This window comes from Lacimicrobium alkaliphilum (assembly GCF_001466725.1).
In the GTDB taxonomy this organism is placed as follows: domain Bacteria; phylum Pseudomonadota; class Gammaproteobacteria; order Enterobacterales; family Alteromonadaceae; genus Lacimicrobium; species Lacimicrobium alkaliphilum_B.
The window spans coordinates 4,215,147-4,240,186 of record NZ_CP013650.1; the positions used below are offsets into that span (position 1 = coordinate 4,215,147).

20 protein-coding genes, 2 tRNA genes and 3 rRNA genes are annotated in these 25,040 nt (G+C 50.3%); 12 read left to right on the top strand and 13 right to left on the bottom strand.

The window, feature by feature from the left end; translation table 11 throughout:
• The first annotated feature begins 10 nt into the window (after nucleotides 1–10).
• From slmA to AT746_RS18825, 4 genes are all read left to right on the top strand, one after another.
• Nucleotides 11–601, top strand: coding sequence for a nucleoid occlusion factor SlmA (slmA, locus tag AT746_RS18810; protein WP_062483557.1), 591 nt, complete (start codon nucleotides 11–13; stop codon nucleotides 599–601).
• Between the two features lie 60 nt (nucleotides 602–661).
• Nucleotides 662–1,231 (top strand): TetR/AcrR family transcriptional regulator, encoded by a 570-nt coding sequence (locus AT746_RS18815; RefSeq protein WP_062483559.1) that lies wholly within the window; start codon nucleotides 662–664, stop codon nucleotides 1,229–1,231.
• A gap of 89 nt (nucleotides 1,232–1,320) precedes the next feature.
• Nucleotides 1,321–1,644 (top strand): DUF1820 family protein, encoded by a 324-nt coding sequence (locus AT746_RS18820; protein WP_062483561.1) that lies wholly within the window; start codon nucleotides 1,321–1,323, stop codon nucleotides 1,642–1,644.
• Between the two features lie 129 nt (nucleotides 1,645–1,773).
• Nucleotides 1,774–3,522, top strand: a complete 1,749-nt coding sequence (locus tag AT746_RS18825; protein WP_062483562.1) for a DUF885 domain-containing protein — start codon at nucleotides 1,774–1,776, stop codon at nucleotides 3,520–3,522.
• 7 nt (nucleotides 3,523–3,529) lie between these two features.
• Here the strand turns inward: AT746_RS18825 and AT746_RS18830 are convergent, their stop codons facing one another.
• On the bottom strand, nucleotides 3,530–3,997 hold the full coding sequence (locus AT746_RS18830) for an EVE domain-containing protein (RefSeq protein WP_062483564.1): 468 nt from the start codon (nucleotides 3,995–3,997) through the stop codon (nucleotides 3,530–3,532).
• A 125-nt stretch (nucleotides 3,998–4,122) separates the two neighbouring features.
• On the opposite strand from AT746_RS18830, the gene AT746_RS18835 reads away from it, so the two are divergent.
• The 3 genes from AT746_RS18835 to AT746_RS18845 are packed head-to-tail and all read left to right on the top strand — an operon-like array spanning nucleotide 4,123 to nucleotide 9,267.
• Entirely contained in the window at nucleotides 4,123–4,761 is a 639-nt protein-coding gene (locus AT746_RS18835; RefSeq protein WP_197414295.1) for a SulA-like leucine-rich domain-containing protein, read from the top strand.
• Between the two features lie 10 nt (nucleotides 4,762–4,771).
• A complete protein-coding gene (locus AT746_RS18840; protein ID WP_062483567.1) occupies nucleotides 4,772–6,178 on the top strand; it encodes a Y-family DNA polymerase in 1,407 nt (468 codons plus the stop codon).
• Entirely contained in the window at nucleotides 6,178–9,267 is a 3,090-nt protein-coding gene (locus tag AT746_RS18845) for an error-prone DNA polymerase (RefSeq protein WP_062483569.1), read from the top strand. Before AT746_RS18840 ends, AT746_RS18845 begins: the two co-directional genes overlap by 1 nt.
• Before the next feature lie 526 nt (nucleotides 9,268–9,793).
• Here AT746_RS18845 and rrf read toward each other — a convergent pair.
• From rrf to AT746_RS18870, 5 genes are all read right to left on the bottom strand, one after another.
• Nucleotides 9,794–9,908 (bottom strand): 5S ribosomal RNA (gene rrf, locus AT746_RS18850).
• 102 nt (nucleotides 9,909–10,010) lie between these two features.
• A 23S ribosomal RNA gene (locus tag AT746_RS18855) occupies nucleotides 10,011–12,888 on the bottom strand.
• A gap of 248 nt (nucleotides 12,889–13,136) precedes the next feature.
• Nucleotides 13,137–13,212 (bottom strand) — tRNA-Ala (locus AT746_RS18860).
• A 79-nt stretch (nucleotides 13,213–13,291) separates the two neighbouring features.
• Nucleotides 13,292–13,368: transfer RNA gene (locus AT746_RS18865), tRNA-Ile, on the bottom strand.
• A gap of 72 nt (nucleotides 13,369–13,440) precedes the next feature.
• Nucleotides 13,441–14,979: ribosomal RNA gene (locus AT746_RS18870) — 16S ribosomal RNA — on the bottom strand.
• Together the 16S, 23S and 5S rRNA genes with 2 tRNA genes alongside form the textbook arrangement of a ribosomal RNA operon.
• A gap of 375 nt (nucleotides 14,980–15,354) precedes the next feature.
• On the opposite strand from AT746_RS18870, the gene AT746_RS18875 reads away from it, so the two are divergent.
• Nucleotides 15,355–15,882, top strand: coding sequence for a gamma carbonic anhydrase family protein (locus AT746_RS18875; RefSeq protein WP_062483571.1), 528 nt, complete (start codon nucleotides 15,355–15,357; stop codon nucleotides 15,880–15,882).
• 7 nt (nucleotides 15,883–15,889) lie between these two features.
• Here the strand turns inward: AT746_RS18875 and aroE are convergent, their stop codons facing one another.
• Nucleotides 15,890–16,711: a shikimate dehydrogenase gene (gene aroE, locus AT746_RS18880; protein ID WP_062483573.1), complete on the bottom strand. Its 822-nt coding sequence runs from the start codon at nucleotides 16,709–16,711 to the stop codon at nucleotides 15,890–15,892.
• On the opposite strand from aroE, the gene AT746_RS18885 reads away from it, so the two are divergent.
• Nucleotides 16,710–17,147, top strand: coding sequence for a group II truncated hemoglobin (locus tag AT746_RS18885; RefSeq protein ID WP_082633347.1), 438 nt, complete (start codon nucleotides 16,710–16,712; stop codon nucleotides 17,145–17,147). The genes aroE and AT746_RS18885 overlap by 2 nt on opposite strands.
• Here AT746_RS18885 and hemF read toward each other — a convergent pair.
• The 6 genes from hemF to AT746_RS18915 form a co-directional block, all read right to left on the bottom strand.
• Nucleotides 17,141–18,061 carry an oxygen-dependent coproporphyrinogen oxidase gene (gene hemF, locus AT746_RS18890; RefSeq protein WP_062483575.1) on the bottom strand — a complete coding sequence of 307 codons (921 nt, stop codon included), beginning with the start codon at nucleotides 18,059–18,061 and terminating at the stop codon, nucleotides 17,141–17,143. The genes AT746_RS18885 and hemF overlap by 7 nt on opposite strands.
• A gap of 6 nt (nucleotides 18,062–18,067) precedes the next feature.
• A complete protein-coding gene (locus tag AT746_RS18895; RefSeq protein WP_062483577.1) occupies nucleotides 18,068–18,640 on the bottom strand; it encodes a Sua5/YciO/YrdC/YwlC family protein in 573 nt (190 codons plus the stop codon).
• 66 nt (nucleotides 18,641–18,706) lie between these two features.
• A complete protein-coding gene (locus AT746_RS18900; RefSeq protein ID WP_062483580.1) occupies nucleotides 18,707–19,285 on the bottom strand; it encodes a topoisomerase DNA-binding C4 zinc finger domain-containing protein in 579 nt (192 codons plus the stop codon).
• A 67-nt stretch (nucleotides 19,286–19,352) separates the two neighbouring features.
• Nucleotides 19,353–19,829 (bottom strand): DUF494 family protein, encoded by a 477-nt coding sequence (locus tag AT746_RS18905; RefSeq protein WP_062483581.1) that lies wholly within the window; start codon nucleotides 19,827–19,829, stop codon nucleotides 19,353–19,355.
• Nucleotide 19,830: 1 nt separating this feature from the next.
• Nucleotides 19,831–20,943: a DNA-processing protein DprA gene (gene dprA / locus AT746_RS18910; RefSeq protein ID WP_062483583.1), complete on the bottom strand. Its 1,113-nt coding sequence runs from the start codon at nucleotides 20,941–20,943 to the stop codon at nucleotides 19,831–19,833.
• 28 nt (nucleotides 20,944–20,971) lie between these two features.
• Nucleotides 20,972–22,036, bottom strand: coding sequence for a LysM peptidoglycan-binding domain-containing protein (locus AT746_RS18915; protein ID WP_062483585.1), 1,065 nt, complete (start codon nucleotides 22,034–22,036; stop codon nucleotides 20,972–20,974).
• 248 nt (nucleotides 22,037–22,284) lie between these two features.
• Here AT746_RS18915 and def point away from each other — a divergent pair, with 248 nt between their 5' ends.
• Genes def through rsmB form a run of 3 tightly spaced genes read left to right on the top strand, consistent with a single transcriptional unit; the run spans nucleotide 22,285 to nucleotide 25,034 of the window.
• Nucleotides 22,285–22,794 carry a peptide deformylase gene (gene def, locus AT746_RS18920; RefSeq protein ID WP_062483587.1) on the top strand — a complete coding sequence of 170 codons (510 nt, stop codon included), beginning with the start codon at nucleotides 22,285–22,287 and terminating at the stop codon, nucleotides 22,792–22,794.
• Nucleotides 22,795–22,803: 9 nt separating this feature from the next.
• Nucleotides 22,804–23,739, top strand: a complete 936-nt coding sequence (gene fmt / locus AT746_RS18925) for a methionyl-tRNA formyltransferase (RefSeq protein WP_062483590.1) — start codon at nucleotides 22,804–22,806, stop codon at nucleotides 23,737–23,739.
• Entirely contained in the window at nucleotides 23,736–25,034 is a 1,299-nt protein-coding gene (rsmB, locus tag AT746_RS18930) for a 16S rRNA (cytosine(967)-C(5))-methyltransferase RsmB (RefSeq protein ID WP_062483592.1), read from the top strand. The genes fmt and rsmB overlap by 4 nt, the downstream gene beginning before the upstream one ends.
• Nucleotides 25,035–25,040: the final 6 nt, after the last annotated feature.

Sequence of the window (25,040 nt, forward strand, 5' to 3'; positions counted from 1 at the left end):
GAAAAGCATTATGGCTGCCACAAAAAGAACGAATCGTCGCGCACAAATTCTGCAATCTCTGGCCAGTATGCTGGAAACCAGCCCTGGACAACGCATTACCACTGCAAAGTTAGCGGCCGAAGTTGGGGTATCTGAAGCGGCGCTTTATCGCCACTTTCCCAGCAAAGCCCGGATGTTTGAGGGCTTAATTGAATTTATTGAAGAGGCGCTGTTTTCCCGTATCAATAAAATCCTCGAAGAGGAAAAAGATGCCACAGTGCGTTGCCAGCATATATTGCATCTGTTTTTAGGCTTCTCTGAACGCAACCCCGGTATCACCCGCATTCTCAACGGGGATGCCCTGATGGGCGAACAGGATCGGTTGCGTACCCGCATCGCTCAGTTATTTGAGCGTCTGGAAACCCAGTTAAAGCAAGTGCTCAGGGAACGTAAACTGCGCGAAGGCAAAGCCATGGCTATCGATGAGAGTCAGGTCGCCAGTATTTTAATCTGCTTCGCCGATGGCCGGATTAACCAGTTTATCCGCAGTGAGTTCCAGCGCCGTCCCACTGAGGGCTTCGCTGAACAGTGGCAGTTTATCCGTAATAGTTTCTTTAACTAAGTTTGACTTCGGGCGCTGATTCACTACTCTAGATGAGAATGAATATTCTCAGGTGCCATTATGCCAAGAAAAGCGCTCTATAATGTTGCCCAGGTGCTGGATCAGGCGGTCGATGTACTGCTGGAGCATGGTTTTCACGGCGCAATAATGGACGAGATCATAGCCCGTACTGACTTTAATCGCCGGGCCTTCTATCTGGAGTTCGGCAGTAAACAACAGTTTCTGTATCAGGTACTGGAACATTATCAGCAACAGAAACTGGCACCGATTATCTCTCACCTCACCGAAAACCAGGGCTTGCACTCGATACAGGCTTTCTTTGAAGATTATGTGGCTCTGGTAAAGGGACGGGGATGCCTGTTGATTAATTGTATTGCTGAACTGGGTGTGGATGATGCCAGGATCCGCGAAATAGGGCGCCATTATCTGGATAATCTGCAGATCAGTTTTATCGGTTGCCTGGAGCGGGCCATAAGACACGAGCAGATCCGCGCAGATATCCAGATAGAGTCTACCGCGCTGCAACTCACCTGTTATGTTCAGGGCTTTGCCATCAACGGCATTCTCGCCGGTCAGACTGATGAGCTGAATCTGGCCACTCAGGCTTTGCTTGGCCCGCTTGCACGGTAATGAGGTGCGACAATCAAGCTTGGCTAGAATGCATCGCAGAGTTAGAATTCGCACCCTGTTAACTTGCCTTTTAGCATTAAGCCAGTTTTATGACCAATCCTAAGCACTTATATAAAGTCCAGTTTATCAGTAACGCCGAGCACTACGAAGTCTATGTGCGCGAGGTCAGTCAGGGTGCGATGTTTGGCTTTATCGAGATAGCCGACTTTGTCTGGAACACGCAAAGTTCTGTGGTCGTGGATCCCGGCCAGGAAAAGCTGAAATCTGAGTTTGAATCGGTCACCCGCACCTATATCCCGATGCATAATGTACTGCGTATTGATGAAGTGAAAAAACAGGGCACTGCAAAGATTTCTGAGCTGTCCGAGAAAGTCACCCGTTTCCCTAAGCCGGTGTACACCCCGAAAAAATAAATCATCGACAGGCAAAACAGCCTGTCGCTGCCTGCGTACCATCTGCCTCACAAATCACCTGTTGATGATACACTTCACAGCAAGATTGCCTTATGCTGGTCGGGGTAACTACATTACAGGCAAAAAACCATGTTAAAAGCACTTTTGGCAGGACTATTCCTGATTCTGACGGCAAGCGTTTCGGCAAACCAGAAACTGGATAGCCTGCTCGATGAGATCTGGCAATTTGAACTTCGTATCAATCCGACCATGGCCACTTCCCGGGGCGTGCATCAATACGACCACCTGCTCTCGGATGTCTCTGCTGAAGGCTTAAAAGCGCAGTATCAGCAGGCCAAAGCTTATCTTCAACAACTGGATAAACTGGCCGGGCAGGATTTAAATAAACAGGATCAGATCAGCCTGCAGATGCAACGCCGTCGCTTGCAGGAAATGGTGGACTCCTATGACTACAACGCTCATTACATGCCCATTACTTCAGAGTATGGCTTTCACAGTGGCCTGGCCTTCCTGACCCGCACCAGTAAATTCAATACGGTCCAGGACTATGAAAACTATCTGACCCGGCTGACTGCCTTCGAGGACTACTTTAATCATCAGATAAGCTGGATGCGCAAGGGGCTGGAAACCGGCCTGACTCAACCCAAAGTGGTATTAAAAGACTTTGAAAAAACTGCCCTGGCCTTTGTTCATGATGATGCCACACAGAGTCAGTTTTACAGCCCCTTCAGTACTATGCCTGCTGCGATAAACAGCAATAAACAGGCTGCACTGCAGGAACAGGCAAAGAAGGTCATCAGCAACACTGTGATGCCCGCTTATCAGCAGTTTTATGACTTTCTGGTCGAAGAGTACATTCCCGGGGCCAAAGAGGATATAGCGGCTAAGTCCTGGCCAAAGGGTGCAGAGTATTATGAAAATCGCGCCCGCTATTACACCACGTTGGACATGAGCTCTGAAGAAGTCCATCAACTGGGCCTGCAGGAAGTCAAACGTATTCGCGAAGACATGCAACAGGTTATCGATGAAGTTGGCTTTGAAGGCAGTCACGCCGATTTTGTGCATTTTCTGCGCACCGATCCGCAGTTCTACGCCAAATCCGCTATGGAGCTGATCAAAGAGGCCACCTACTTATCCAAAAAAATCGATGCCCTGTTGCCCAAATTATTCTATAAGCTGCCACGTACTCCCTATGGCGTAGCGCCGGTACCGGACAGCATTGCCCCTAAATACACCACCGGCCGCTATATCAGCCCCAGCCGCGATGATCAGCCCGGCTATTACTGGGTCAATACCTATGCGCTGGACAAACGTCCACTCTATTCCTTGCCCGCACTGACCCTGCATGAAGCCGTTCCCGGGCATCATCTGCAAAATGCTCTGGCCAGCGAAATGGATCACCTTCCGCCAGTACGCCGCTATACCTACATTTCGGCTTTCGGTGAGGGCTGGGGATTGTATTCAGAGTATCTGGGTAAAGAAATCGGCTTTTACGAGACCCCCTATGATGAGTTTGGCCGCTTAAGCTATGAGATGTGGCGTGCCTGTCGTCTGGTGGTGGACACCGGTATGCACATGCAGGGCTGGAGTCGTCAGCAGGCCATCGACTACATGCTGGAAAATACCGCATTGTCGGCCCATAACGTTACCACAGAGATCGATCGTTATATCTCCTGGCCGGGTCAGGCGCTATCCTACAAACTCGGTGAAATAACCATCAAGCGCCTGCGCAAAGAAGCCGAACAGCAGTTGGGTGAGCACTTCGATCTGCGCGCCTTCCATGACATGCTGCTGGAAAACGGCTCAGTGCCACTGAATGTGCTGGAACAGCATGTCAGAGACTATATCAAGGCGGAAAAAGCGGCTCAGACAAGCTAGAGCTGGTCTAACGGCGTTTTGCCATAGCCAGTAAAATCTGCCCGTGCTCCGGGGTAACCGGCTGAATCGACAGCCGGTTGCCTTTTCTGACCAGCATCATCTCTTCCAGAGCCGGGTTGGCCTTAATTTGTTTCAGGCTGACGATTTCAGCAAATACGTCTGCTAATTGCACATCGACCATCAACCAGCGCGGGTTTTCCTCACTGCTTTTCGGATCATAGTAAGGACTTTCAGGATCAAACTGAGTGTGATCGGGATAAGCTCCTCTGACGACTCTGGCAATCCCGGCAATGCCAGGCTCAGGACAACTGGAATGATAAATAAACAGCTGATCTCCGGTTTGTACCTGATCCCGCAATAAGTTCCTGGCCTGATAGTTTCTTATCCCGTCCCAGGGCTCTGTCTGTTCAGGCCTTAGCGCCAGATCTTCGATACTGAAAGCCTGTGGTTCAGTCTTAAATAGCCAATAAGCCATCTTCTTCTCCTGCTCTTGCAGCTTTTGAATAATCCAATATACTGTATTTATATACAGTCATTTTGCACATCATGAATACCATATTACATCAATTAAAAAGCAAAGGGCTGCTCTGGCAAGGTAGCGTGCAAGCCCAACAGCCCCGGGCCACAGGTGTGGTCGGTGACTGGCTGGCAGCGCATATTCCCGGCGGATTAAGCGGTCATCCCGTCATCGCAATACACAGCCCTGCCGGTATTGGTGAGTTGCGTCTGTTACTGCCTAATCTGCAGGCTAACGGGGCTGATAACAGCAAACTGCTGGTATGGATAGCGCCTCCCCACAAACCCGGCGCCGAGGCCCTGCAGGCAAACGGATTTGCCCTCAATCGCCTGCTGATTATCCATCCGCCAGAGCCACAACAGGCGCTTTGGGCGGCTGAACAATGTCTTAAAAGCGGTGCCTGTCATTCAGTGCTGTTGTGGCATGACAAACTCAGCGTTGCACAGTTACAACGCTTGCAACAAGCCGCCAGACAGGGGCTGGCTCAGCTGTTTTTTCTGTGCAGAGCTGCAACACTTAGCCTGTCATTACCTGTCTCTCTGAGTATTGGTCTGCAGCCTCAGCCACAGGGCCTGATAGTAACAGTACAAAAATGCCGAGGCAGCTGGCCCCCGCCACCCTTTATGCTGAATATGAGCAAGCTCTGGCCTCAGCTTAGCCTTACGGCCACAAGTTCAGAAAGGAATTCGGTGGTGACCTTTCCCGGCTCCCGGGCCAGTTAAACGCACTTTTATGTCTGATCTGTGGCTGTATCTGCATTTTCCATCTCTGCAACTGGACTGTTTACATAGCAAACCCGGCCAGCCAGTTGTGGTGCTGAACAAAGCTGACAACCGTATTATCCAGCTTAATCAGACAGCATATCAATGCGGGATCCGGTCGGGTATGGGGCTGGGCACCGCGGCCTCCCTGTGCCATGGCCTGCAGGTAGCAGAATATCAGCAGCAACTCGAAAGCGACAAACTTAAGGATATTGCCTCCTGGCTATATGGCTGCACCTCAGATATTGCATTATGGCCACCCGACGGATTATTGTTGCGCGTTCATCCCATGCTGTCTTTATACGGTGGCCTGCAACCTTACTGGCTGGCTGTAAAGCAGCGCCTGCAGCCGCTGGCGTTTAACCACACCTATGCCTGTGGTCAGACCCCACTGGCGGCCAGATTACTGGCTCGAGAGGGTCTCAAGCTTATCGATGAGGAGCCGCAAAAGTTGCACGAAGCAATACGGCATTGCCCCTTATCCGCTACGGACCTCAGTACTAAACAGCAACATCAGCTCACCCGGGTCGGGGTCAGGCGTGTCGGCGAACTGCTGGCCATCAGTACCACTGAGCTAAGTCAGCGCTTCAGTCATGATCTCGCCATTTATACAGGGCGTCTCAGTGGCCATTTCAGTCACCCGCAGATCTTTTATTATCCGCCACCACACTTCAGACAAACGCTGACACTACTGTACGGCGTTGAAAACAGCCAACGTCTGCTGTCACCTATTCAGGCTTTGTTACTACAGCTCGAACACTTCTTACGCCTGCGGGACAAGCTCACCACCAGGCTGTTGTTACGCTTTGTTCATCAGGATAACAGCACAGCAGAGCTTTGTATTGAATCGGCCCAGGCCGAATATCAGGCTTCATTCTGGCAGTCGTTAATTGTACTTAAGCTGGAAAAGCTGACGCTGTGTGAAGCGGTGCACGCCATAATGCTGAAGGTCACCGAGTTACAGGATAAGCCAGGTCAATGTCAGGATCTTTTCGCCGGTCAGCAAGGCCGGCAAACACCGTTACAGCTGCTGGCGCAATTACAGGCCAAGCTGGGTAAAGAGGCACTTAAAGGCTTAAACCTTGACGATGACTTTCGCCCGGAACAAAGCACGGGATACACAGAGCCTGACTTTACCGGGACCAGCTGTATTAACCGGACGCTGCCATCAATGCGGCCGCTGTTGCTTTGCGACCCTCCCACAGCCCTGAATGAAAAAGTCAGACTGCTGCATGGTCCGGAGCGGATTGAAACCGGTTGGTGGGACAGCAAGCCGGTACATCGGGATTATTTTATTGGCCGTTGCACAAAAGGGCGCTGGTTGTGGGTATATCGCACCCCACAAGCACAATGGTTTATACAGGGAGTGTTCAGTTGATGGCCTATGCCGAACTTTTTTGTCAGAGTAACTTCTCTTTTTTGCAGGGAGCGTCCCATCCACAAGAACTGATCAGGCAGGCCGATTTTCTGGGTTATGAAGCACTGGCCATCACCGATGAATGTTCTTTAGCTGGTATTGTCAGGGCCTATACCGAGATCAAACAACAGCAGCTGTCCATAAAACTGATCGTGGGTAGTCTGCTGCGCCTTGAGCCCGACCTGCAAGTGGTGCTGCTGTGCCCGGATAAAAATGCCTATTCAGAACTCTGTCGGATTATCACTAACGCCAGACGACGGGCCAAAAAGGGACACTATCAATTACATGAATGGGATCTGAAAAGTCTGCAACATTGTCTGCTTATCTGGTTGCCCTGCGGGCAAACAACACAGGATCAGCATTGGGCAAAGTGGCTGACAAAGCACCACAGGGAGAGATTGTGGCTCGGCAGCAGGCGATTATTGCACGCCGATGAACAACAGCACCTGGATCACTGCCAGCAGCTCGGTCTGGCCTTTGATATTCCGATTACCTGTTGTACCGGCGTATTGATGCACCAGAGCGAACGCCTGGTGCTGCAACACTGTCTTACCGCCATCCGTCTTAAAACTTCTGTTGCCGGATTAGGGCATCGGGCATTATCCAACAGTGAAGCGAGCCTGCGACCGCTGCACAAGCTTAACAAACTTTATCCGGATGAGTGGATAGAGCAAAGCCTGCAGATTGCCAGACGCTGTACCTTCAGTCTGGATGAACTGCGTTATCAATACCCTGCTGAGCTGGTTCCCAAAGGCTATTCAGCTACTGATTACCTCAGACAACTGGTCTATGAGGGCGCGGCTGAACGCTACCCCGGGGGGATCCCTTGTAAAGTCAAAACTCTGGTAGAAAAGGAGCTGGCACTGATTGCACTGAAGCAATACGAGTACTTTTTTCTCACCATCCGGGATATCGTCGAATTTGCCCAAAAGCAACAGATTCTGTACCAGGGGCGCGGCTCAGCCGCTAACTCTGCCGTGTGTTATTGCCTGCAAATTACCGCTGTGGATCCCAGTAAGAGTGAAGTTCTGTTTGAACGATTTATTTCCAAGGAGAGGGATGAGCCACCGGATATTGATGTGGATTTCGAGCATGAGCGCCGTGAAGAGGTTATCCAGTACATTTACAGAAAATATGGCAGGGAAAGAACCGCCCTTGCAGCCACAGTGATTACTTACCGACTCAAAAGTGCTGTGCGGGATATCGGTAAGGCTCTGGGTATTGAGGAAACCCAACTGGATTTTTTTATTAAGAATATCAATCGTCGCGATAGTGGCCTGAGCTGGCAATTACAAATCAGCGAGCTAGGGCTCGATCCACAGAGCCACACGGCCCACAATCTGATCCAGCTGACAGAGGCTTTGCAGGGATTTCCCCGTCACTTATCACAGCATGTGGGCGGCTTTGTCATTTCCTCCGGACCACTCTATGAACTGGTTCCGGTAGAAAATGCCGCCATGCAGGAGCGCACGGTGATCCAGTGGGATAAAGACGATATCGAAAGCATGAAGCTGATAAAAGTCGATATACTGGCATTGGGCATGCTTACTGCTATCCGTAAATGTTTTGCGCTAATCGAAAAACACTACGGCCGACAGCTTAGTATCGCCACCATCAGTAATCTTGGCGATGACCCGGATGTGTACAGGATGATCCAGCAGGCCGATACTATCGGCGTATTTCAGATAGAATCCCGGGCGCAAATGAGTATGCTGCCCAGACTGAAACCCCGCTGTTACTATGATTTGGTGATCGAAATCGCTATCGTCAGACCAGGGCCTATCCAGGGGGATATGGTACACCCCTACCTTCGACGCAGAGATGGCAAAGAACGGGTTGACTACCCCTCAGATGCAGTCAAAGGTGTACTGGACCGCACTCTCGGCGTGCCTATTTTTCAGGAGCAGGTGATCCAACTGGCTATGGTGGCTGCGGGTTTCAGCGGAGGTGAAGCCGATCAGTTGCGCCGGGCTATGGGTAGTTGGAAAAGAACCGGTGAGCTTAAAAGCTTTGAACAGAAACTGATTAAGGGCATGCTCGACAGAGGCTATAAACGGCAATTCGCCGAGCGTTTATACCAGCAAATCTGCGGCTTCGGTGAATATGGTTTTCCTGAATCCCACTCCGCCTCTTTTGCGGTACTGGCTTATGTGTCGGCCTGGCTTAAGCACCATTACCCTGCTGCTTTCTATACCGCCTTGCTGAACAGTTGGCCTATGGGCTTTTATTCGCCATCCCAGTTAATACAGGATGCCCGGCGTCATCATATTAGCGTGCTCCCTGTGTGTATTAACCATTCTGACCATGATTATACACTGCAGGCTCATGACAAAGATCTCGCAATCCGTATTGGCTTGCGACAAGTTAAAGGTCTCAGCACTCAAAGCGCCCTGGCTATAGTCGGTCATAGACCAAAGCAGGGCTTTGAGGGCACATCTGAGCTTCGCGCTGTAGTGAAAAAAGATGACGACCTACAAGCTCTTGCCAGTGCCGATGCCCTGAGAGCCCTGAGCAGAGACAGTGAAAGTAACCGCTACCAGGCCAGGTGGATGCTGATGGACAACACCCCGGCACTGCCTCTGTTTTCTCAGGTTGAAGAAAAAAAAGGACAATGGGCACTAGCCCCCAGCGATATAGATAATATGCTTGAGGACTATGCCGCAACAGGCATGACACTCAGCACTCATCCAATTGGATTATTGCAACAAGCAGGATTACTGGGCCATATAACTTCAGCCAAAGATTTGCCAGGTAAGGCTCATAACAGCGTGGTCAGAGTAGCAGGGCTTGTACAGGGCAGACAAAGCCCCGGAACGGCCTCTGGTGTCACTTTTATTACCCTTGAGGATGATACCGGTAATATTAATGTGATCGTCTGGCGCGCTACCGCCAGAGCACAAAAACAGGCCTATCTTAAATCATCCATCCTCAAAGTGACCGGTATTATCGAGAAAGGTGATGGTGGCGTCATCCATATCATCGCCGGCAAACTGGAAGATCTCAGCCACCAGTTCCAACAGTTAAAAATCAAGTCCCGGGATTTTCATTAATCAACAGCACAGCCGTTGGTAAGAGGTCCTGATTGCCATCAGGATTGCGGTGTAATGTCTATGTTCTCTCCCAAAAGCACTGTGTATTTTGATTCTATTCATATCTCAGCGCCTCTGCGTCTCTGCGAGATCAAAAACAAAAAGCCAGATGATCTCGCAAAGGCGCAGGGACGCAGAGGTTTTAAGTGTCTGAAACGAATCAGGGCCACCTGATAACAGGTGGTCTTGATTCTGAATAGGAGCCTGGCGGTGTGGGCAGCGTCGGGCTGAAGCCCGACCTACAGAATACTCACATGGGGTGAGCGAAGACCGTTATGCCTGTGGCATAACGCAGCTGAGTGAACGACGAGCAGGGATGCGAGGCTGGAGGCTGCCCCAGGGACGGGTGACAGATGACTCCCTCCTGCAATACGCTTATCCCATAGACAGTCCGATGGGTTGGGTTTGCCATGAGACCGGACACGCAGTGTCTATAATGCAAAAAGCCCCTAGCTGTACTCAGCTAGGGGCTTTTGCGTTATTAGGAGCCTGGCGGTGTGCTACTCTCACATGGGGAAACCCCACACTACCATCGCCGCTGTTACGTTTCACTGCTGAGTTCGGAATGGATCAGGTGGTTCCGTAACGCTATGGCCGCCAGGCAAAACTGGTTTTAATAATTTGGTACAAGCTTTAAAGAAATCAATTGTAGCGTCATGGTTGAATCAGTTGTGGCTACACATACATCGTAATTTGGGTGTTGTATGGTTAAGCCTCACGGGCAATTAGTACAGGTTAGCTTAACGCCTTACAACGCTTCCACACCCTGCCTATCAACGTCTTAGTCTCAGACAACCCTTCAGGACAGTAAACTGTCAGGGATGACTCATCTTGGGGCTCGCTTCCCGCTTAGATGCTTTCAGCGGTTATCGATTCCGAACGTAGCTACCGGGCAGTGCCATTGGCATGACAACCCGAACACCAGCGGTTCGTCCACTCCGGTCCTCTCGTACTAGGAGCAGCTCCCCTCAATCATCCAGCGCCCACGGCAGATAGGGACCGAACTGTCTCACGACGTTCTAAACCCAGCTCGCGTACCACTTTAAATGGCGAACAGCCATACCCTTGGGACCGACTTCAGCCCCAGGATGTGATGAGCCGACATCGAGGTGCCAAACACCGCCGTCGATATGAACTCTTGGGCGGTATCAGCCTGTTATCCCCGGAGTACCTTTTATCCGTTGAGCGATGGCCCTTCCATTCAGAACCACCGGATCACTATGACCTACTTTCGTACCTGCTCGACGTGTCTGTCTCGCAGTTAAGCTGGCTTATGCCATTACACTAACCTCCTGATGTCCGACCAGGATTAGCCAACCTTCGTGCTCCTCCGTTACGCTTTGGGAGGAGACCGCCCCAGTCAAACTACCCACCAGACACTGTCCGCATCCCAGATAATGGGACAACGTTAGAACATCAAACATACAAGGGTGGTATTTCAAGGGCAGCTCCACATCATCTGGCGACAATGCTTCATAGCCTCCCACCTATCCTACACATGTAGGGTCAATGTTCAGTGCCAAGCTGTAGTAAAGGTTCACGGGGTCTTTCCGTCTAGCCGCGGGTACACCGCATCTTCACGGCAATTTCAATTTCACTGAGTCTCGGGTGGAGACAGCGTGGCCATGGTTACACCATTCGTGCAGGTCGGAACTTACCCGACAAGGAATTTCGCTACCTTAGGACCGTTATAGTTACGGCCGCCGTTTACCGGGGCTTCGATCAAGAGCTTCGCCTAAGCTAACCCCATCAATTAACCTTCCGGCACCGGGCAGGTGTCACACCGTATACGTCATCTTTCGATTTAGCACAGTGCTGTGTTTTTAATAAACAGTCCCAGCCACCTGGTCACTGCGGCCCCCATTCGCTTACGGCGTAAAGCCTTCACAAACAGGGGCGTACCTTCTCCCGAAGTTACGGTACTATTTTGCCGAGTTCCTTCACCCGAGTTCTCTCAAGCGCCTTGGTATTCTCTACCTGACCACCTGTGTCGGTTTGGGGTACGGTCAGTATTATCATAAGCTTAGAGGCTTTTCCTGGAAGCAGGGCATCTGCAACTTCATCACCGTAGTGACTCGTCTCGTGTCTCAGAATTAATGAACCGGATTTACCTAATTCATCTCCCTACGCACTTTCACATGGACTACCAACGCCATGCCTGCATAGCCTTCTCCGTCCCCCCTTCACTGATAATACCGGTACGGGAATATTAACCCGTTTCCCATCGACTACGCCTTTCGGCCTCGCCTTAGGGGCCGACTTACCCTGCCCTGATTAGCATGGGACAGGAAACCTTGGTCTTCCGGCGAGGGGGTTTTTCACCCCCTTTATCGTTACTCATGTCAGCATTCGCACTTGTGATATGTCCAGCAACCCTCTCGAGTCACCTTCAGCCACTTACACAACGCTCCCCTACCCAGCATACTTAGTATGCTGCCGCAGCTTCGGTATATTGCTTAGCCCCGTTACATCTTCCGCGCAGACCGACTCGACTAGTGAGCTATTACGCTTTCTTTAAAGGGTGGCTGCTTCTAAGCCAACCTCCTAGCTGTCTGGGCCTTTCCACATCGTTTCCCACTTAGCAATATTTTGGGACCTTAGCTGGCGGTCTGGGTTGTTTCCCTCTTCACGACGGACGTTAGCACCCGCCGTGTGTCTCCCGGATAGCACTCTACGGTATTCGGAGTTTGCATGGGGTTGGTAAGTCGGGATGACCCCCTAGCCCAAACAGTGCTCTACCCCCGTAGGTGTTCGTCCGAGGCGCTACCTAAATAGCTTTCGGGGAGAACCAGCTATCTCCCGGTTTGATTGGCCTTTCACCCCCAGCCACAAGTCATCTCCTAATTTTTCAACATTAGTGAGTTCGGTCCTCCAGTTGATGTTACTCAACCTTCAACCTGCCCATGGCTAGATCACCGGGTTTCGGGTCTATACCTAGCAACTGAACGCGCAGTTAACACTCGCTTTCGCTACGGCTCCCCTAATCGGTTAACCTCGCTACTAAATATAAGTCGCTGACCCATTATACAAAAGGTACGCCGTCACCCCGAAGGGCTCCGACTGCTTGTACGTATACGGTTTCAGGTTCTATTTCACTCCCCTCACAGGGGTTCTTTTCGCCTTTCCCTCACGGTACTGGTTCACTATCGGTCAGTTAGGAGTATTTAGCCTTGGAGGATGGTCCCCCCATGTTCAGTCAAGATAACACGTGTCCCGACCTACTCGATTTCACTATCAGCGTTCCTTTGTGTACGGGGCTATCACCCACTATGGCGGCACTTTCCAGAGCCTTCCACTAAAACACTGATAACTTAAGGGCTACTCCCCGTTCGCTCGCCGCTACTAGGGGAATCTCGGTTGATTTCTTTTCCTCGGGGTACTTAGATGTTTCAGTTCTCCCGGTTCGCCTCACTTAGCTATGTATTCACTAAGTGATAATGCATAAATGCACTGGGTTTCCCCATTCGGACATCTGTGGCTCAAATGCGTTTTGTCAGCTCACCACAGCTTTTCGCAGACTTACACGTCCTTCATCGCCTCTAACTGCCTAGGCATCCACCGTATACGCTTTGTTACTTAACCATACAACCCCAAATTACGTCGTAATTCAGTGCTCTACAGCCAAACAACTTCATCAACATTCTCTAATCAAGAATACCAATGACGCTACTTCTAGCTAAATCAATTGCTTAATTTAGCTGGATGATTTCTTTATCAGCTTGTCCAAATTGTTAAAGAACAGGTTTAAGGCTTAAAAAACCTTAATCAATACACACTTCTAAAGTGCTTATTCATTAAGGTTATTCTTCTCGTCTTTCACCACAATGAAGTGGTGGAGCTAAGCGGGATCGAACCGCTGACCTCCTGCGTGCAAGGCAGGCGCTCTCCCAGCTGAGCTATAGCCCCTTGATAATGCTGAATGATGAGTGATTAGGACTGAATGCGTTCACTCAGCATTCATAACTTATCACTTAGCATTCATGATTGGTGGGTCTGAGTAGACTTGAACTACCGACCTCACCCTTATCAGGGGTGCGCTCTAACCAGCTGAGCTACAGACCCATAATCTCGCTCGTTCTTCTTACCAACAAAACAATCTGTGTGGACACTACACTAAAAAAGCGCAGCCTTACGTAAGGAGGTGATCCAACCCCAGGTTCCCCTAGGGTTACCTTGTTACGACTTCACCCCAGTCATGAAACACAAAGTGGTGATCGCCCTCCCGAAGGTTAAGCTAACCACTTCTTTTGCATCCCACTCCCATGGTGTGACGGGCGGTGTGTACAAGGCCCGGGAACGTATTCACCGCAGTATGCTGACCTGCGATTACTAGCGATTCCGACTTCACGGAGTCGAGTTGCAGACTCCGATCCGGACTACGATTGGCTTTAAGGGATCCGCTCCACCTCGCGGTCTCGCTTCCCTCTGTACCAACCATTGTAGCACGTGTGTAGCCCTACTCGTAAGGGCCATGATGACTTGACGTCGTCCCCACCTTCCTCCGGTTTGTCACCGGCAGTCTCCTTAGAGTGCCCAACCTAATGCTGGCAACTAAGGACAAGGGTTGCGCTCGTTGCGGGACTTAACCCAACATCTCACGACACGAGCTGACGACAGCCATGCAGCACCTGTATCTGGATTCCCGAAGGCACTAAAGCATCTCTGCTAAATTCCCAGTATGTCAAGAGTAGGTAAGGTTCTTCGCGTTGCATCGAATTAAACCACATGCTCCACCGCTTGTGCGGGCCCCCGTCAATTCATTTGAGTTTTAACCTTGCGGCCGTACTCCCCAGGCGGTCTACTTAGCGCGTTAGCTTCGCTACGCACAAATTAAATTCGCACACAGCTAGTAGACAGCGTTTACGGTGTGGACTACCAGGGTATCTAATCCTGTTCGCTACCCACACTTTCGCACATGAGCGTCAGTCTTTGGCCAGGGAGCCGCCTTCGCCACTGATGTTCCTCCAGATCTCTACGCATTTCACCGCTACACCTGGAATTCCACTCCCCTCTCCAAGACTCTAGCTTGCCAGTTCCAAATGACCCTCCCAGGTTGAGCCCGGGGCTTTCACATCTGGCTTAACAAGCCGCCTGCGTGCGCTTTACGCCCAGTAATTCCGATTAACGCTCGCACCCTCCGTATTACCGCGGCTGCTGGCACGGAGTTAGCCGGTGCTTCTTCTGTGGCTAACGTCAATGAAGTACGCTATTAACGTACTCCCCTTCCTCACCACTGAAAGTGCTTTACAACCCGAAGGCCTTCTTCACACACGCGGCATGGCTGGATCAGGGTTGCCCCCATTGTCCAATATTCCCCACTGCTGCCTCCCGTAGGAGTCTGGGCCGTGTCTCAGTCCCAGTGTGGCTGATCTTCCTCTCAGAACAGCTAGAGATCGTCGCCTAGGTGAGCCTTTACCTCACCTACTAGCTAATCTCGCTTGGGTTCCTCTGATGGTGTATGGCCCGAAGGTCCCATACTTTGGTCCGTAGACATTATGCGGTATTAGCCACCGTTTCCAGTGGTTGTCCCCCGCCATCAGGCAGATCCCCAAGTATTACTCACCCGTCCGCCGCTCGTCATCTTCTAGCAAGCTAGAAATGTTACCGCTCGACTTGCATGTGTTAGGCCTGCCGCCAGCGTTCAATCTGAGCCATGATCAAACTCTTCAATTAAATAAATCATGAATATAACTTTTTGGCTGACACTCTTTTAATGAGTGCCCACACAGATTGTCTTGTTGCTAATTGTTAAAGAACAGTTCGCTCAAAAGCACCTTCAAGGCCTCTCTCAAGCGGGACGCGCATTTTACGCTATCCTTTGGTAAAGTCAAGCTACATAAATAAATTATTTCGCTTTGTTTACCTTTCAGGTTTGTCGTTGCCGATGTCCCCCGAAGAGAGCGCGCATTCTACAGATCCGTATTTTAGCGTCAACGATTTTTTGTAATTTTCTGGCATTTATTTAGCTTTGCGCATGAAATAGGCATCAAACGTCTATTTTTGCTACTATTTGCTCTGAATCAACGCCTTTTACTGTGGAGATAAGCTATGGATTTATATAAAGGAAAAGCCCCTGTTCTGGGTAAAAATTGTTATGTGGATGATAGCGCGGTTATAAAAGGTGACATCAGCCTGGGCGACGATTCGAGTATCTGGCCTTTGGTTGCGGCCAGGGGGGATGTGAATTTTATCCGCATTGGTGAGCGCACCAATATTCAGGATGGCACTGTGTTGCATGTCACCCGTAAATCGGACAACAACCCGGATGGGCATCCTTTATTAATAGGTGATGATGTGACGGTAGGTCATAAATGTATGCTGCATGGCTGCAAGCTGGGTAACAGAATATTGGTGGGTATGGGTGCCATTATCATGGACGGCGCCATAGTAGAGGATGATGTTTTTATCGGCGCCGGTGCGCTGGTGCCACCGGGTAAGACGCTGCAATCAGGATACCTGTATGTAGGCAGCCCGGCCAGCCAATCCAGACCATTGCGTCAGGCAGAATTAGATTTTCTTAAACAATCAGCAGTAAATTATGTGGAGCTCAAAGACGACTATCTGTCTCAGCTCTGACTTTGGCTTACCCATACTCCAGGTGTTGTCGCAGGGCTTTGCGCACAGCCCCCGTGTCCGGCATCACTCCGCGCCACAGGTAAAAGCTTTGTGCAGCCTGTTCCACCAGCATTCCCAGACCATCCAACAGGATTGCCGCTCCGCTTATGTTTGCCCATTGATTAAAGGGTGTCATTGCTTTGGCATAAAGCATGTCATAGCAAATGCTATCCGTATTTATAACTGACTGTGGGATCTGCGGCCGATCACCGGACAACCCGGAAGATGAAGCGTTGATGATCAGCTCATAGTGCTGTTGAGGAATAGACTCCAAGCCGCCACCGGAGATATCGCCATAATCAGCAAATTTTGCTGCTAGCTCTCTGGCTTTTGCCTCGGTCCGGTTAGCAATATGCAAACTAAGGGGCTGCTGCTCCAGCACCGGCAGAATGGCCCCTCTGGCTGCACCGCCGGCTCCAAGCAATAATATTCGCTTGCCACTAAGCTCGATATCATGAAACTGCAAGTCTCTGACCAGCCCTATACCGTCCGTATTATCCCCTTTAATCACTCCCTGGAGATAACTGAGGGTGTTGACCGAGCCTGCCAGCTCGGCGGCGGTTGACAGCTCATCTGCAAGTTCAAAAGCCTGTTGCTTAAACGGAACTGTGACATTGGCCCCCTTGCCGGAGCCGTTGAAAAACTGCCGTACTGTTTCGGTAAAGCCATTCAAAGGTGTTAGGATCGCCTCATAATTCAGCGGTTGCCCGGTTTGCTGCGCAAACATGGTATGAATAAAAGGGGACTTGCTGTGGGCAATAGGGTTACCAAAGACGGCGTATTGATCCATGAAGCTTACCAAACTTAACGACTGGCTGAGCAGAGTAAACCAGAAGTCAGCAAAATCCAAACCTGCCAGCCTGTATGAAATGATTGGCGGTGAACAAACCACCACAGCTCTTTGTCAGCGCTTTTACGATATTATGGAGCAGGATCCTAAAGCTGCCGAGCTGCGGGCTATTCACTCACAGGATCTGAGCACTACCCGGCAGAAATTTCTGGAGTTCATGACAGGCTGGTTAGGCGGCCCCCCTCTGTATGAACAGAAGTACGGGCATCCCCGCTTACGAGCAAGGCATCTGCATGTGAAAGTGGACGAGCTGATGATCAGCCAGTGGTTATATTGTATGAGCCGGGCTCTTGAGGAGTCGGTAACCGATTATCAACTTCGACAGGTTATCTGGAATAACCTTCAGCCTCTGGCCCGACATATGAAAAATCACTGATCATCACTCAGCCAGTCTCTTGGTTTAAGAAAATGCTGATATAACTGGTGCTCACGGCTTCCTGGCATAGGTTTATAATCATAAGCCCACCTGGCCAGTGGCGGCATGGACATCAGTATAGATTCAGTGCGACCACCAGTTTGCAGACCAAACAATGTACCTCTGTCGTACACCAGATTAAATTCGACATAGCGTCCACGGCGGTAAAGCTGAAACTGACGCTCCTGTTCACCAAAAGCCGTTCCCTTTCGGGTTTCGATAATCGGCACATAGGCATCCACAAAGCCGTTACCCACAGCCTGCATAAAGGCAAAGCATTTGTCGAACCCCCATTCATTGAGATCGTCGAAGAAAAGCCCGCCTACACCCCGGGTTTCATTTCTGTGTCTGATATAAAAATAGTCGTCACACCATTTCTTATATTGCGGGTATACCTCATCACCAAAAGGCGCGCAGAGATCACGGGCGACCTTGTGCCAGTGTTGGACATCTTCCAGAAACGGATAAAAAGGAGTTAAGTCGAAGCCACCGCCAAACCACCATACCGGCTCTTCTCCTGGTTTTTCGGCAACAAAAAAGCGCACATTGGCATGGGAAGTCGGCACATAGGGATTATTGGGATGGATTACCAGCGATACCCCCATAGCCTGGAAACTGCGCCCCTGCAATTCAGGCCTGGCCGCTGTCGCCGACGGTGGCAAGGCATCACCATAAACATGGGAAAAATTTACTCCACCCTGCTCGATAACCTGACCCGCAGTCATCACCCTGGTGCGGCCGCCGCCACCCTCTTCACGCTGCCAGTTATCCTCAGCAAAATTACCTTTGCCATCCACCAGCTCCAGGGTCTGACAAATATTGTTTTGCAAACCCAATAAAAATTGCTTAACCGAATCCAGATTAATTTCAGACATATAACGCTACTTTCCGGGCCTGATGATGTTACCGGTCAGACCGTGACGAATTTCAGAAGGTTTAAGACTTCCCCCAACCTTTCCCGGCACCAGCACGACGTTATCGGCAAAGGTTCGCACAATTTCCTGCGCTTCGGTGACAGGCGGCTGGCCACTGAGATTGGCACTGGTAGAGACCAGGGGTTTATCCAGCATATCACACAGCTGCTCGACCACAGGGTGGGCAGATACACGAACCGCAATCATATCGCTGCCCCCGGTGATCCAGTCCGGCGCATTGTCAGACTTAGGCAGTAGCCAGGTAACCGGCCCCGGCCAGCTTGAAATAATAGCCGTGCGTCTGTCCAGTGGAATGGCAGAGTCTTTGACGTAGGGCAAAAGCTGCGAATAGGTTTTCGCCACCAGAATCAGACCTTTTTCCACCGGCCGCTTTTTCAATGCCAGCAGATTCATCACCGCTTGCTGGTTATCAGGATCACAACCCAGACCAAATACGGCTTCAGTGGGGTAAGCCAGTAACTCTCCCCGAATAAAGGCTTGTCTGACCTCATCGTGCCATTGCAGTTGCGATTCACTCATTTATGATGCCATTTTGCCAAAGAGCCGGGATCATATACTTATACCCGGATAACCTCAAAGCTAAGCTTATTCAGGCAGAGGGTCAGAGGGCGATATTTTATGCTGGCATTGACGTTGTGGGCATTGCAGGTATTCTCCCTGGGCCGCCTGTTTCTTTACCATCAAAGGCCAGTCACATTGTGGGCAGTGATGCTTAACAGGCGGGTGGTTCAACAAATACTTACAGGCTGGATAGCCATCACAGGCAAAAAACGTTTTGCCAAAACGGTTTGTTCGCTGTTGCAGTTGTCCTTCGCCGCAAGCCGGACAACCGATAGCCGTCTCCGTCTTTTGATTCATCTTTTCGATATGGTGACACTGAGGAAAATGGGTACATCCAATAAATAATCCATAACGGCCCTTTTTCACCGCCAGCCTGGCACCACAATCCGGACAGGCAGAGTCCTCAATGATCTTAAGCTCATGATATTGATATTCATGCAGAGGTTTACTGAATTCGCACTGTGGGTAACGGCTACAGCCAAGAAACGGGCCACTGCGCCCGGTGCGGATCTGCAGCTTCGCATCACATTGAGGACAATTGCCGTAAGCATGCTGCAGGGCATGCTCATCGGCTTTAAACAGGGAATGATCGATCTTTGACATAAGATGATTATGCCATAGTCAGGGCTCGCTTAATATCTAAGCGTTATTCAGTCTGGACAGTCTGCACTCAGTGCAACAGACCTTCAGGCTCCTCAAATAGCAGCTCTTCCATCTGAGCATAGGCATTTTCTTTGCCGGGCACATTGAACAGTACCATCAATACGACCCATTTGAGGTCTTCCAGACAGAATTCCGACGTATCGATCTCCATTACCCGATCCAACACCATCTCACGGGTAGAAGCATCCAGTACGTTGATCTGTTCCAGAAACATCAGAAACCCCCGGCATTCTACATCCAGTCGCATCTGCTCTTCCTGTGTATAAATGCGGGTAAGAGCAGAGGTGGAGGCATTGGCCAGATAAGGGTGAGTATCTGATTCCTGCAACGCTGCCAGCTTTTCCAGCCAGGACAGTGCTTTGTATATTTCATCATGGTGGAAACCGGCGCGCACAAGCTCATCGGTCAACTCGTCCTGATCAACACGAATTTCCGTTTCACTATGAATGAAGTTTTCAAACAGATACATGAGGATGTCAAACATACTATTTTCCCCTCAATTTTATGTAACCGCCAGGGATGGCAGTTACTAAGCCGCGCAACTCGTATTCTAATAATTCTGTCAACACTACCTTCAATGGCAGGCCGCTGCGCTGTGCGATCACATCAATGGGTGTGACCTCAAACTCAACACTATCTAACAATCTGTCCCTTGCCAAGCCATTGTTATTATTTTTTTCGGCATCATTTGCGTTAACTTTATCCACCACTGTGACAAGATTCTGATATTCCTCGATAATATCCTCTGCATTCTCCACCAGCTTGGCACCCTGTTTGATTAAATAATGACAACCTTTAGACAGCGGATTGTGCACACTGCCAGGGACAGCGAACACATCCCTGCCCTGCTCAAGTGCATACCGTGCCGTGATCAGTGAGCCACTCCTGATAGCGGCCTCAACCACCAGGGTGCCAAGACTCAGACCACTGATAATACGATTACGACGGGGGAAATGATCAGCCGCAGCTTTTTGCCATGGGGCAAACTCCGACAACAGACAACCTCCGCCATCAAGGATCTGTCGCGCCAGCTGCAAATGACGTTTCGGGTAGATTTGCTCAAGACCTGAGCCCAGTACAGCGGTAGTCTCACCACCTCGTTCCAATACCCCTTTGTGTGCCCACCCATCGATACCCAGTGCCATACCACTGGTCACAACAAACCCAGACTGACTGAGCTGAGAGGCTATCTCAAAGGCGAACTGACGTCCGGGAGTGGTTGGGTTTCTGCTGCCAACAATAGCGATTTGTGGCTTTTTCAGACAGTGACTATTGCCTTGCCCGAAAAGCAACAGTGGCGGGCGGGGAAGTTCCTTAAGCTGTTGCGGATAATCAACACTATCAAATCCGAGTAAGAAGTTCTCCGGACTGGCCGACAACCAGGCAAAATTCTTGTCCAGCCAGTCATTATTCGGTTTTCTTATGGTGCGGATTTGTTCCGAATTTAACCCCAGACTTCTGAGTTCAGAGTCCGGCAAACCAAATAACGAAAGCAACTGTCCCTGCGTATTGTCACAAAGCGTCCTCAATGTACCCGCACCAAGCCTTGGTAACTGTTCGAGAGTCATCCACTTTCTTAATTCCACATCCTGTGACATTTCACTGTCCTAATTATCTCGTCCCCGGTCAGGGCTTACCGACAATATCTCCCCGGCGAACGATTCTTGAGCTGTTCAGAATGAGCGCATAACTGGTACGTTCAAAGGTCTTAAACACCACCAAATCACCCGATTTAATCGCAGGGGGCCGGGGAGTTTCTTTGTTATCAAATATAGCTGGTAACCAGCTGTCTTCACTGATGCCCGTCTTACTGTCTTCGATAGCAGGTCCCTGAGTATAAATTCCCATTACGGTACCCGGCGTAACCTCACTGTGACCCAAATCGACTACCACCACATCAAGACGCCCCATAAGATGGTGTTCCTGTAAGTTACCCAGGATATGGCCTCGCTGACTGTCCGCAGAACGAAGCTGAATGTCGTCAGACTGTTCCATAATCGACACTGGCGCTAATCGGTCCCCGGCCCGCGTTTCCATCCTGGACTTATCCAGTCTGACCAGACTAAAGTCCTGACTTTCAGTAGGTATCAGCGTGGCACTGGCGAGGTTACGAATCTGCACGCCGACTTCATTATCCTGCATATCATAAATAGTGCTTTGCTGACGCAGCACCAGCAGTGAATCAGTGTTGTCAGCCATCTCTCCGACAAGTAAATCTTCATTCGCATACCTGACCGTATCATCGTAATCTGTGATGACCCTGGGTAGCGCGCTGAATTCTTCTTTACTCATCACCACGGCACCTTTTACAAACGGCTCAACCACTGACCAGGGTAAAACCGATACAGGCTCGCTGGCCTTATCCATAAGTTTACCCTGTGGGCTCAGCTTCTTTTGAGGTTTGTCATTACTGTCACGGGACAGCACCAGCTCAGCTTCACCCTGCTCATTAATGACAAGCCTTAGCTCATCACCAGGGTAAATTAAATGAGGGTTGCTGATATGACTGTTATTCCTCCACAGCTCAGGCCATAACCAGGGCTGCGTTAGATACATGGCTGAAATATCCCACAACGTATCGCCTTTCTTAACTTTGTAGACTTCTGGCGCATCAGGCCTGATCACCACAGCCATACACCAGGCTGGCAAAAACACAAGTATGAACAGCCATTTCGATAAATTAAACCGCATATTTCCCCCGGGCAGCTTGCATAATAAGATTCCAGCCACACTGAACATCTCAGCGGCAAAGGAGTCACAGTAAATATAGCCCCGGAGTCAGACATACAGACAATCAGGCAGGGCTATTATTTTTTGACCTCAGTTGAGCTAGAATAGCCGGTATTCTCAGGTATTAAATAGTCTTTTAACTTGTTTCGTATGTTAATTGATATTTAACGCCTTCATTTTTATCAAATTTAAGTGTAGCTGATTACTCCATGGCCAAATTAGAAGTTCTGCGCTTCCCCGATGAGCGCTTACGCACTGTCGCCAAGCCAGTGAAAGAGATAAATGACCAAATACGCACTCTGGTCGAAGACATGTTCGAAACCATGCGTGAAGAAAATGGTATAGGCCTGGCTGCCACTCAGGTCAACACCCATCTGCGTATTGTGGTGATGGATGTATCGGAAGATCAGAGTAATCCTTTGGTATTTATCAACCCGGAAATCACTGAAAAGAACGGCTCTACTATCAGTGAAGAAGGTTGCCTCTCTGTACCGAATAGCTATGCCAAAGTTGAACGGGCAGAAAAAGTGAAAGTCACAGCATTAGATACCAATGGCGAAAGCTTTAGCATGGATGCCGATGGCTTACTGGCCATTTGCATCCAGCACGAGCTGGATCATCTCAGGGGGGTGCTTTTTGTCGATTATCTTTCGCCCCTGAAACGCCAGCGTATCCGCAAGAAACTGGAAAAAGAAGCCCGTCTGTTGACCCGAGCCTGAGGCCCAGAGTTGAAAAAATCTTATAATATTGTATTCGCCGGTACGCCGGATTTTGCTGCCAGGCACCTGCAGGCACTTATCTCATCCGAACACCGTATCGTCGGCGTTTATACCCAACCGGATCGCCCTGCCGGACGGGGAAAAAAGCTTCAGTCAAGCGCGGTTAAGCAATTGGCCGAAACCCATAATTTGGCACTGTATCAGCCTGCTTCTCTGCGCTCAGAGGAGACTCAGCAACAATTGGCTGACCTGAAGCCTGATATTATGATCGTGGTGGCCTATGGTCTGATACTGCCACAGGCAATACTGGACATCCCCACTTATGGATGCCTGAATGTTCATGGTTCACTACTTCCCCGATGGCGTGGCGCCGCCCCCATACAACGTGCCATATGGGCCGGCGATACAGAAACCGGGGTCACTATTATGCAAATGGATAAAGGTCTGGATACCGGAGACATCCTGCTAAAAAGGACCATTGATATCACCCCGGCTGACACCAGTGCCTCACTCTATGAAAAGCTGGCAGAGGTTGGCCCGGGAGCCTTACTGGAAGCACTTGTATCGTTAGAGGATATTCACCCGGAACCTCAGAATAATGAGCTGGCAAATTACGCACAGAAGCTCACTAAAGAAGAGGCCCGGATTGACTGGCACGCGGATGCGCTGCAACTGGAGCGAAATATCAGAGCCTTTAATCCCTGGCCTGTATGCTACTTCGAGCTTATGGAGAAACCCGTCAAAATCTGGCAGGCCAGTGTCAGTGATGCTGCGGGAGAGCCAGGCACAATCCTCGCAGCAGATAAACAGGGGATCCTGGTCGCGACAGGACAAGGCAGTTTGCGCCTCGAGATTATTCAATTGCCAGGTAAAAAAGCCCTGTCAGCCGTTGAGGTGCTTAATGCCCGTCGCGAAGAGTTTGCTCCGGGAACCCGGCTCTCGTGAGCGCCGCTAAACTCAGAGCCGATGGTGCCACAGCCCTGTTCAGTGTGCTTGAACAAGGACAATCCCTGCGTCAGAGCTTTGCATACCTGCAAGCTCAGCATAATGAGAAAGACAAAGCCTGGCTGCAGGAAATGGTCTATGGGGTGTTGCGTAATTTGCCCCAGCTGCAATACTGGTTACGCCAGCTTCTACATAAACCTCTGAAGTCTAAACAAAAAATAGTCGAACATCTGTTATTACTGGGAATCTACCAATTAGCATTTAGCCGGGTTTCTACACATGCCGCTGTTGCTGAAACCGTTGGTGCGTGTGACAAGCTCAAATGTAACGGCCTGAAAGGATTGGTAAATGCCTGCCTGCGGAATTTTATCCGTCAGGATCTGAATGCACATCGTTCAGAGGACCCTCGGATTGCCTCCGGCATGCCGAAGTGGCTTTATCGCCGGCTCAAAGACAACTATCCACAAAATCTACCAGCGTTGCTTGTTGCGATGAACACCCGACCTCCTATCTGGCTTCGCGTGAATCAGCAGCAGGTGAGTCTGGATGATTTTTGTGATGCGCTTTCAGAGCAACATATTCAGTTTGACACCAATATTGCCGATGCTCCGCAAGCCGTAATATTACGCAAGGGATATGATCTGACAACCTTACCGGGCTACAGCCAGGGCTGGTTTTCCGCCCAGGATGGCGCGGCGCAACTTGCCGCCGGGCTGCTATCAGCTCAGCCCAAAGAGCGGATACTGGATGCCTGTGCCGCACCAGGTGGAAAAACCTGTCATATACTGGAGTTACAACCTGAGCTGGATGAGTGTTTGGCGCTGGATCTTGATGCTGAGCGTCTGCATAGAGTGGCCGAGAACTTAGAGCGTCTGAAGCTAAATGCGGAGCTGTTACAGGGGGATGCCGCCGAACCGGAGACCTGGTGGGATGGCAGAAGTTTTGACCGCATATTGCTCGACGCCCCCTGCTCTGCCACTGGGGTCATCCGCCGTCACCCGGATATCAGATGGCTGAGAAAAGACAGCGACATCGAACAGCTTGTACAAACTCAGGCTCAGCTATTGGAGTCGTTGTGGCCGTTGTTAAAAGCCGGCGGTACCTTACTCTACGCCACCTGTTCGATACTGGAACAGGAAAACCGGATGCAAATACTGCGCTTCTTGCGTGATCATCAGGATGCGAAACTTTCCCCTGTGCACCCTCAGGACACACCAGAACAACCGGGCATGCAGATATTACCGGGAGACCGGGAAATGGATGGTTTCTATTATGCCAGGCTGATAAAGTGCTGATAGATA

What these genes read in the sequence shown, in the direction of transcription:
- slmA (WP_062483557.1), top strand. Translation starts at nt 11, where the DNA reads ATGGCTGCCACAAAAAGAACGAATCGTCGCGCACAAATTCTGCAATCT.
- AT746_RS18815 (WP_062483559.1), top strand. Translation starts at nt 662, where the DNA reads ATGCCAAGAAAAGCGCTCTATAATGTTGCCCAGGTGCTGGATCAGGCG.
- AT746_RS18820 (WP_062483561.1), top strand. Translation starts at nt 1,321, where the DNA reads ATGACCAATCCTAAGCACTTATATAAAGTCCAGTTTATCAGTAACGCC.
- AT746_RS18825 (WP_062483562.1), top strand. Translation starts at nt 1,774, where the DNA reads ATGTTAAAAGCACTTTTGGCAGGACTATTCCTGATTCTGACGGCAAGC.
- AT746_RS18830 (WP_062483564.1), bottom strand. Translation starts at nt 3,997, where the DNA reads ATGGCTTATTGGCTATTTAAGACTGAACCACAGGCTTTCAGTATCGAA.
- AT746_RS18840 (WP_062483567.1), top strand. Translation starts at nt 4,772, where the DNA reads ATGTCTGATCTGTGGCTGTATCTGCATTTTCCATCTCTGCAACTGGAC.
- AT746_RS18845 (WP_062483569.1), top strand. Translation starts at nt 6,178, where the DNA reads ATGGCCTATGCCGAACTTTTTTGTCAGAGTAACTTCTCTTTTTTGCAG.
- AT746_RS18875 (WP_062483571.1), top strand. Translation starts at nt 15,355, where the DNA reads ATGGATTTATATAAAGGAAAAGCCCCTGTTCTGGGTAAAAATTGTTAT.
- AT746_RS18885 (WP_082633347.1), top strand. Translation starts at nt 16,710, where the DNA reads ATGAAGCTTACCAAACTTAACGACTGGCTGAGCAGAGTAAACCAGAAG.
- aroE (WP_062483573.1), bottom strand. Translation starts at nt 16,711, where the DNA reads ATGGATCAATACGCCGTCTTTGGTAACCCTATTGCCCACAGCAAGTCC.
- hemF (WP_062483575.1), bottom strand. Translation starts at nt 18,061, where the DNA reads ATGTCTGAAATTAATCTGGATTCGGTTAAGCAATTTTTATTGGGTTTG.
- AT746_RS18895 (WP_062483577.1), bottom strand. Translation starts at nt 18,640, where the DNA reads ATGAGTGAATCGCAACTGCAATGGCACGATGAGGTCAGACAAGCCTTT.
- AT746_RS18900 (WP_062483580.1), bottom strand. Translation starts at nt 19,285, where the DNA reads ATGTCAAAGATCGATCATTCCCTGTTTAAAGCCGATGAGCATGCCCTG.
- AT746_RS18905 (WP_062483581.1), bottom strand. Translation starts at nt 19,829, where the DNA reads ATGTTTGACATCCTCATGTATCTGTTTGAAAACTTCATTCATAGTGAA.
- dprA (WP_062483583.1), bottom strand. Translation starts at nt 20,943, where the DNA reads ATGTCACAGGATGTGGAATTAAGAAAGTGGATGACTCTCGAACAGTTA.
- AT746_RS18915 (WP_062483585.1), bottom strand. Translation starts at nt 22,036, where the DNA reads ATGCGGTTTAATTTATCGAAATGGCTGTTCATACTTGTGTTTTTGCCA.
- def (WP_062483587.1), top strand. Translation starts at nt 22,285, where the DNA reads ATGGCCAAATTAGAAGTTCTGCGCTTCCCCGATGAGCGCTTACGCACT.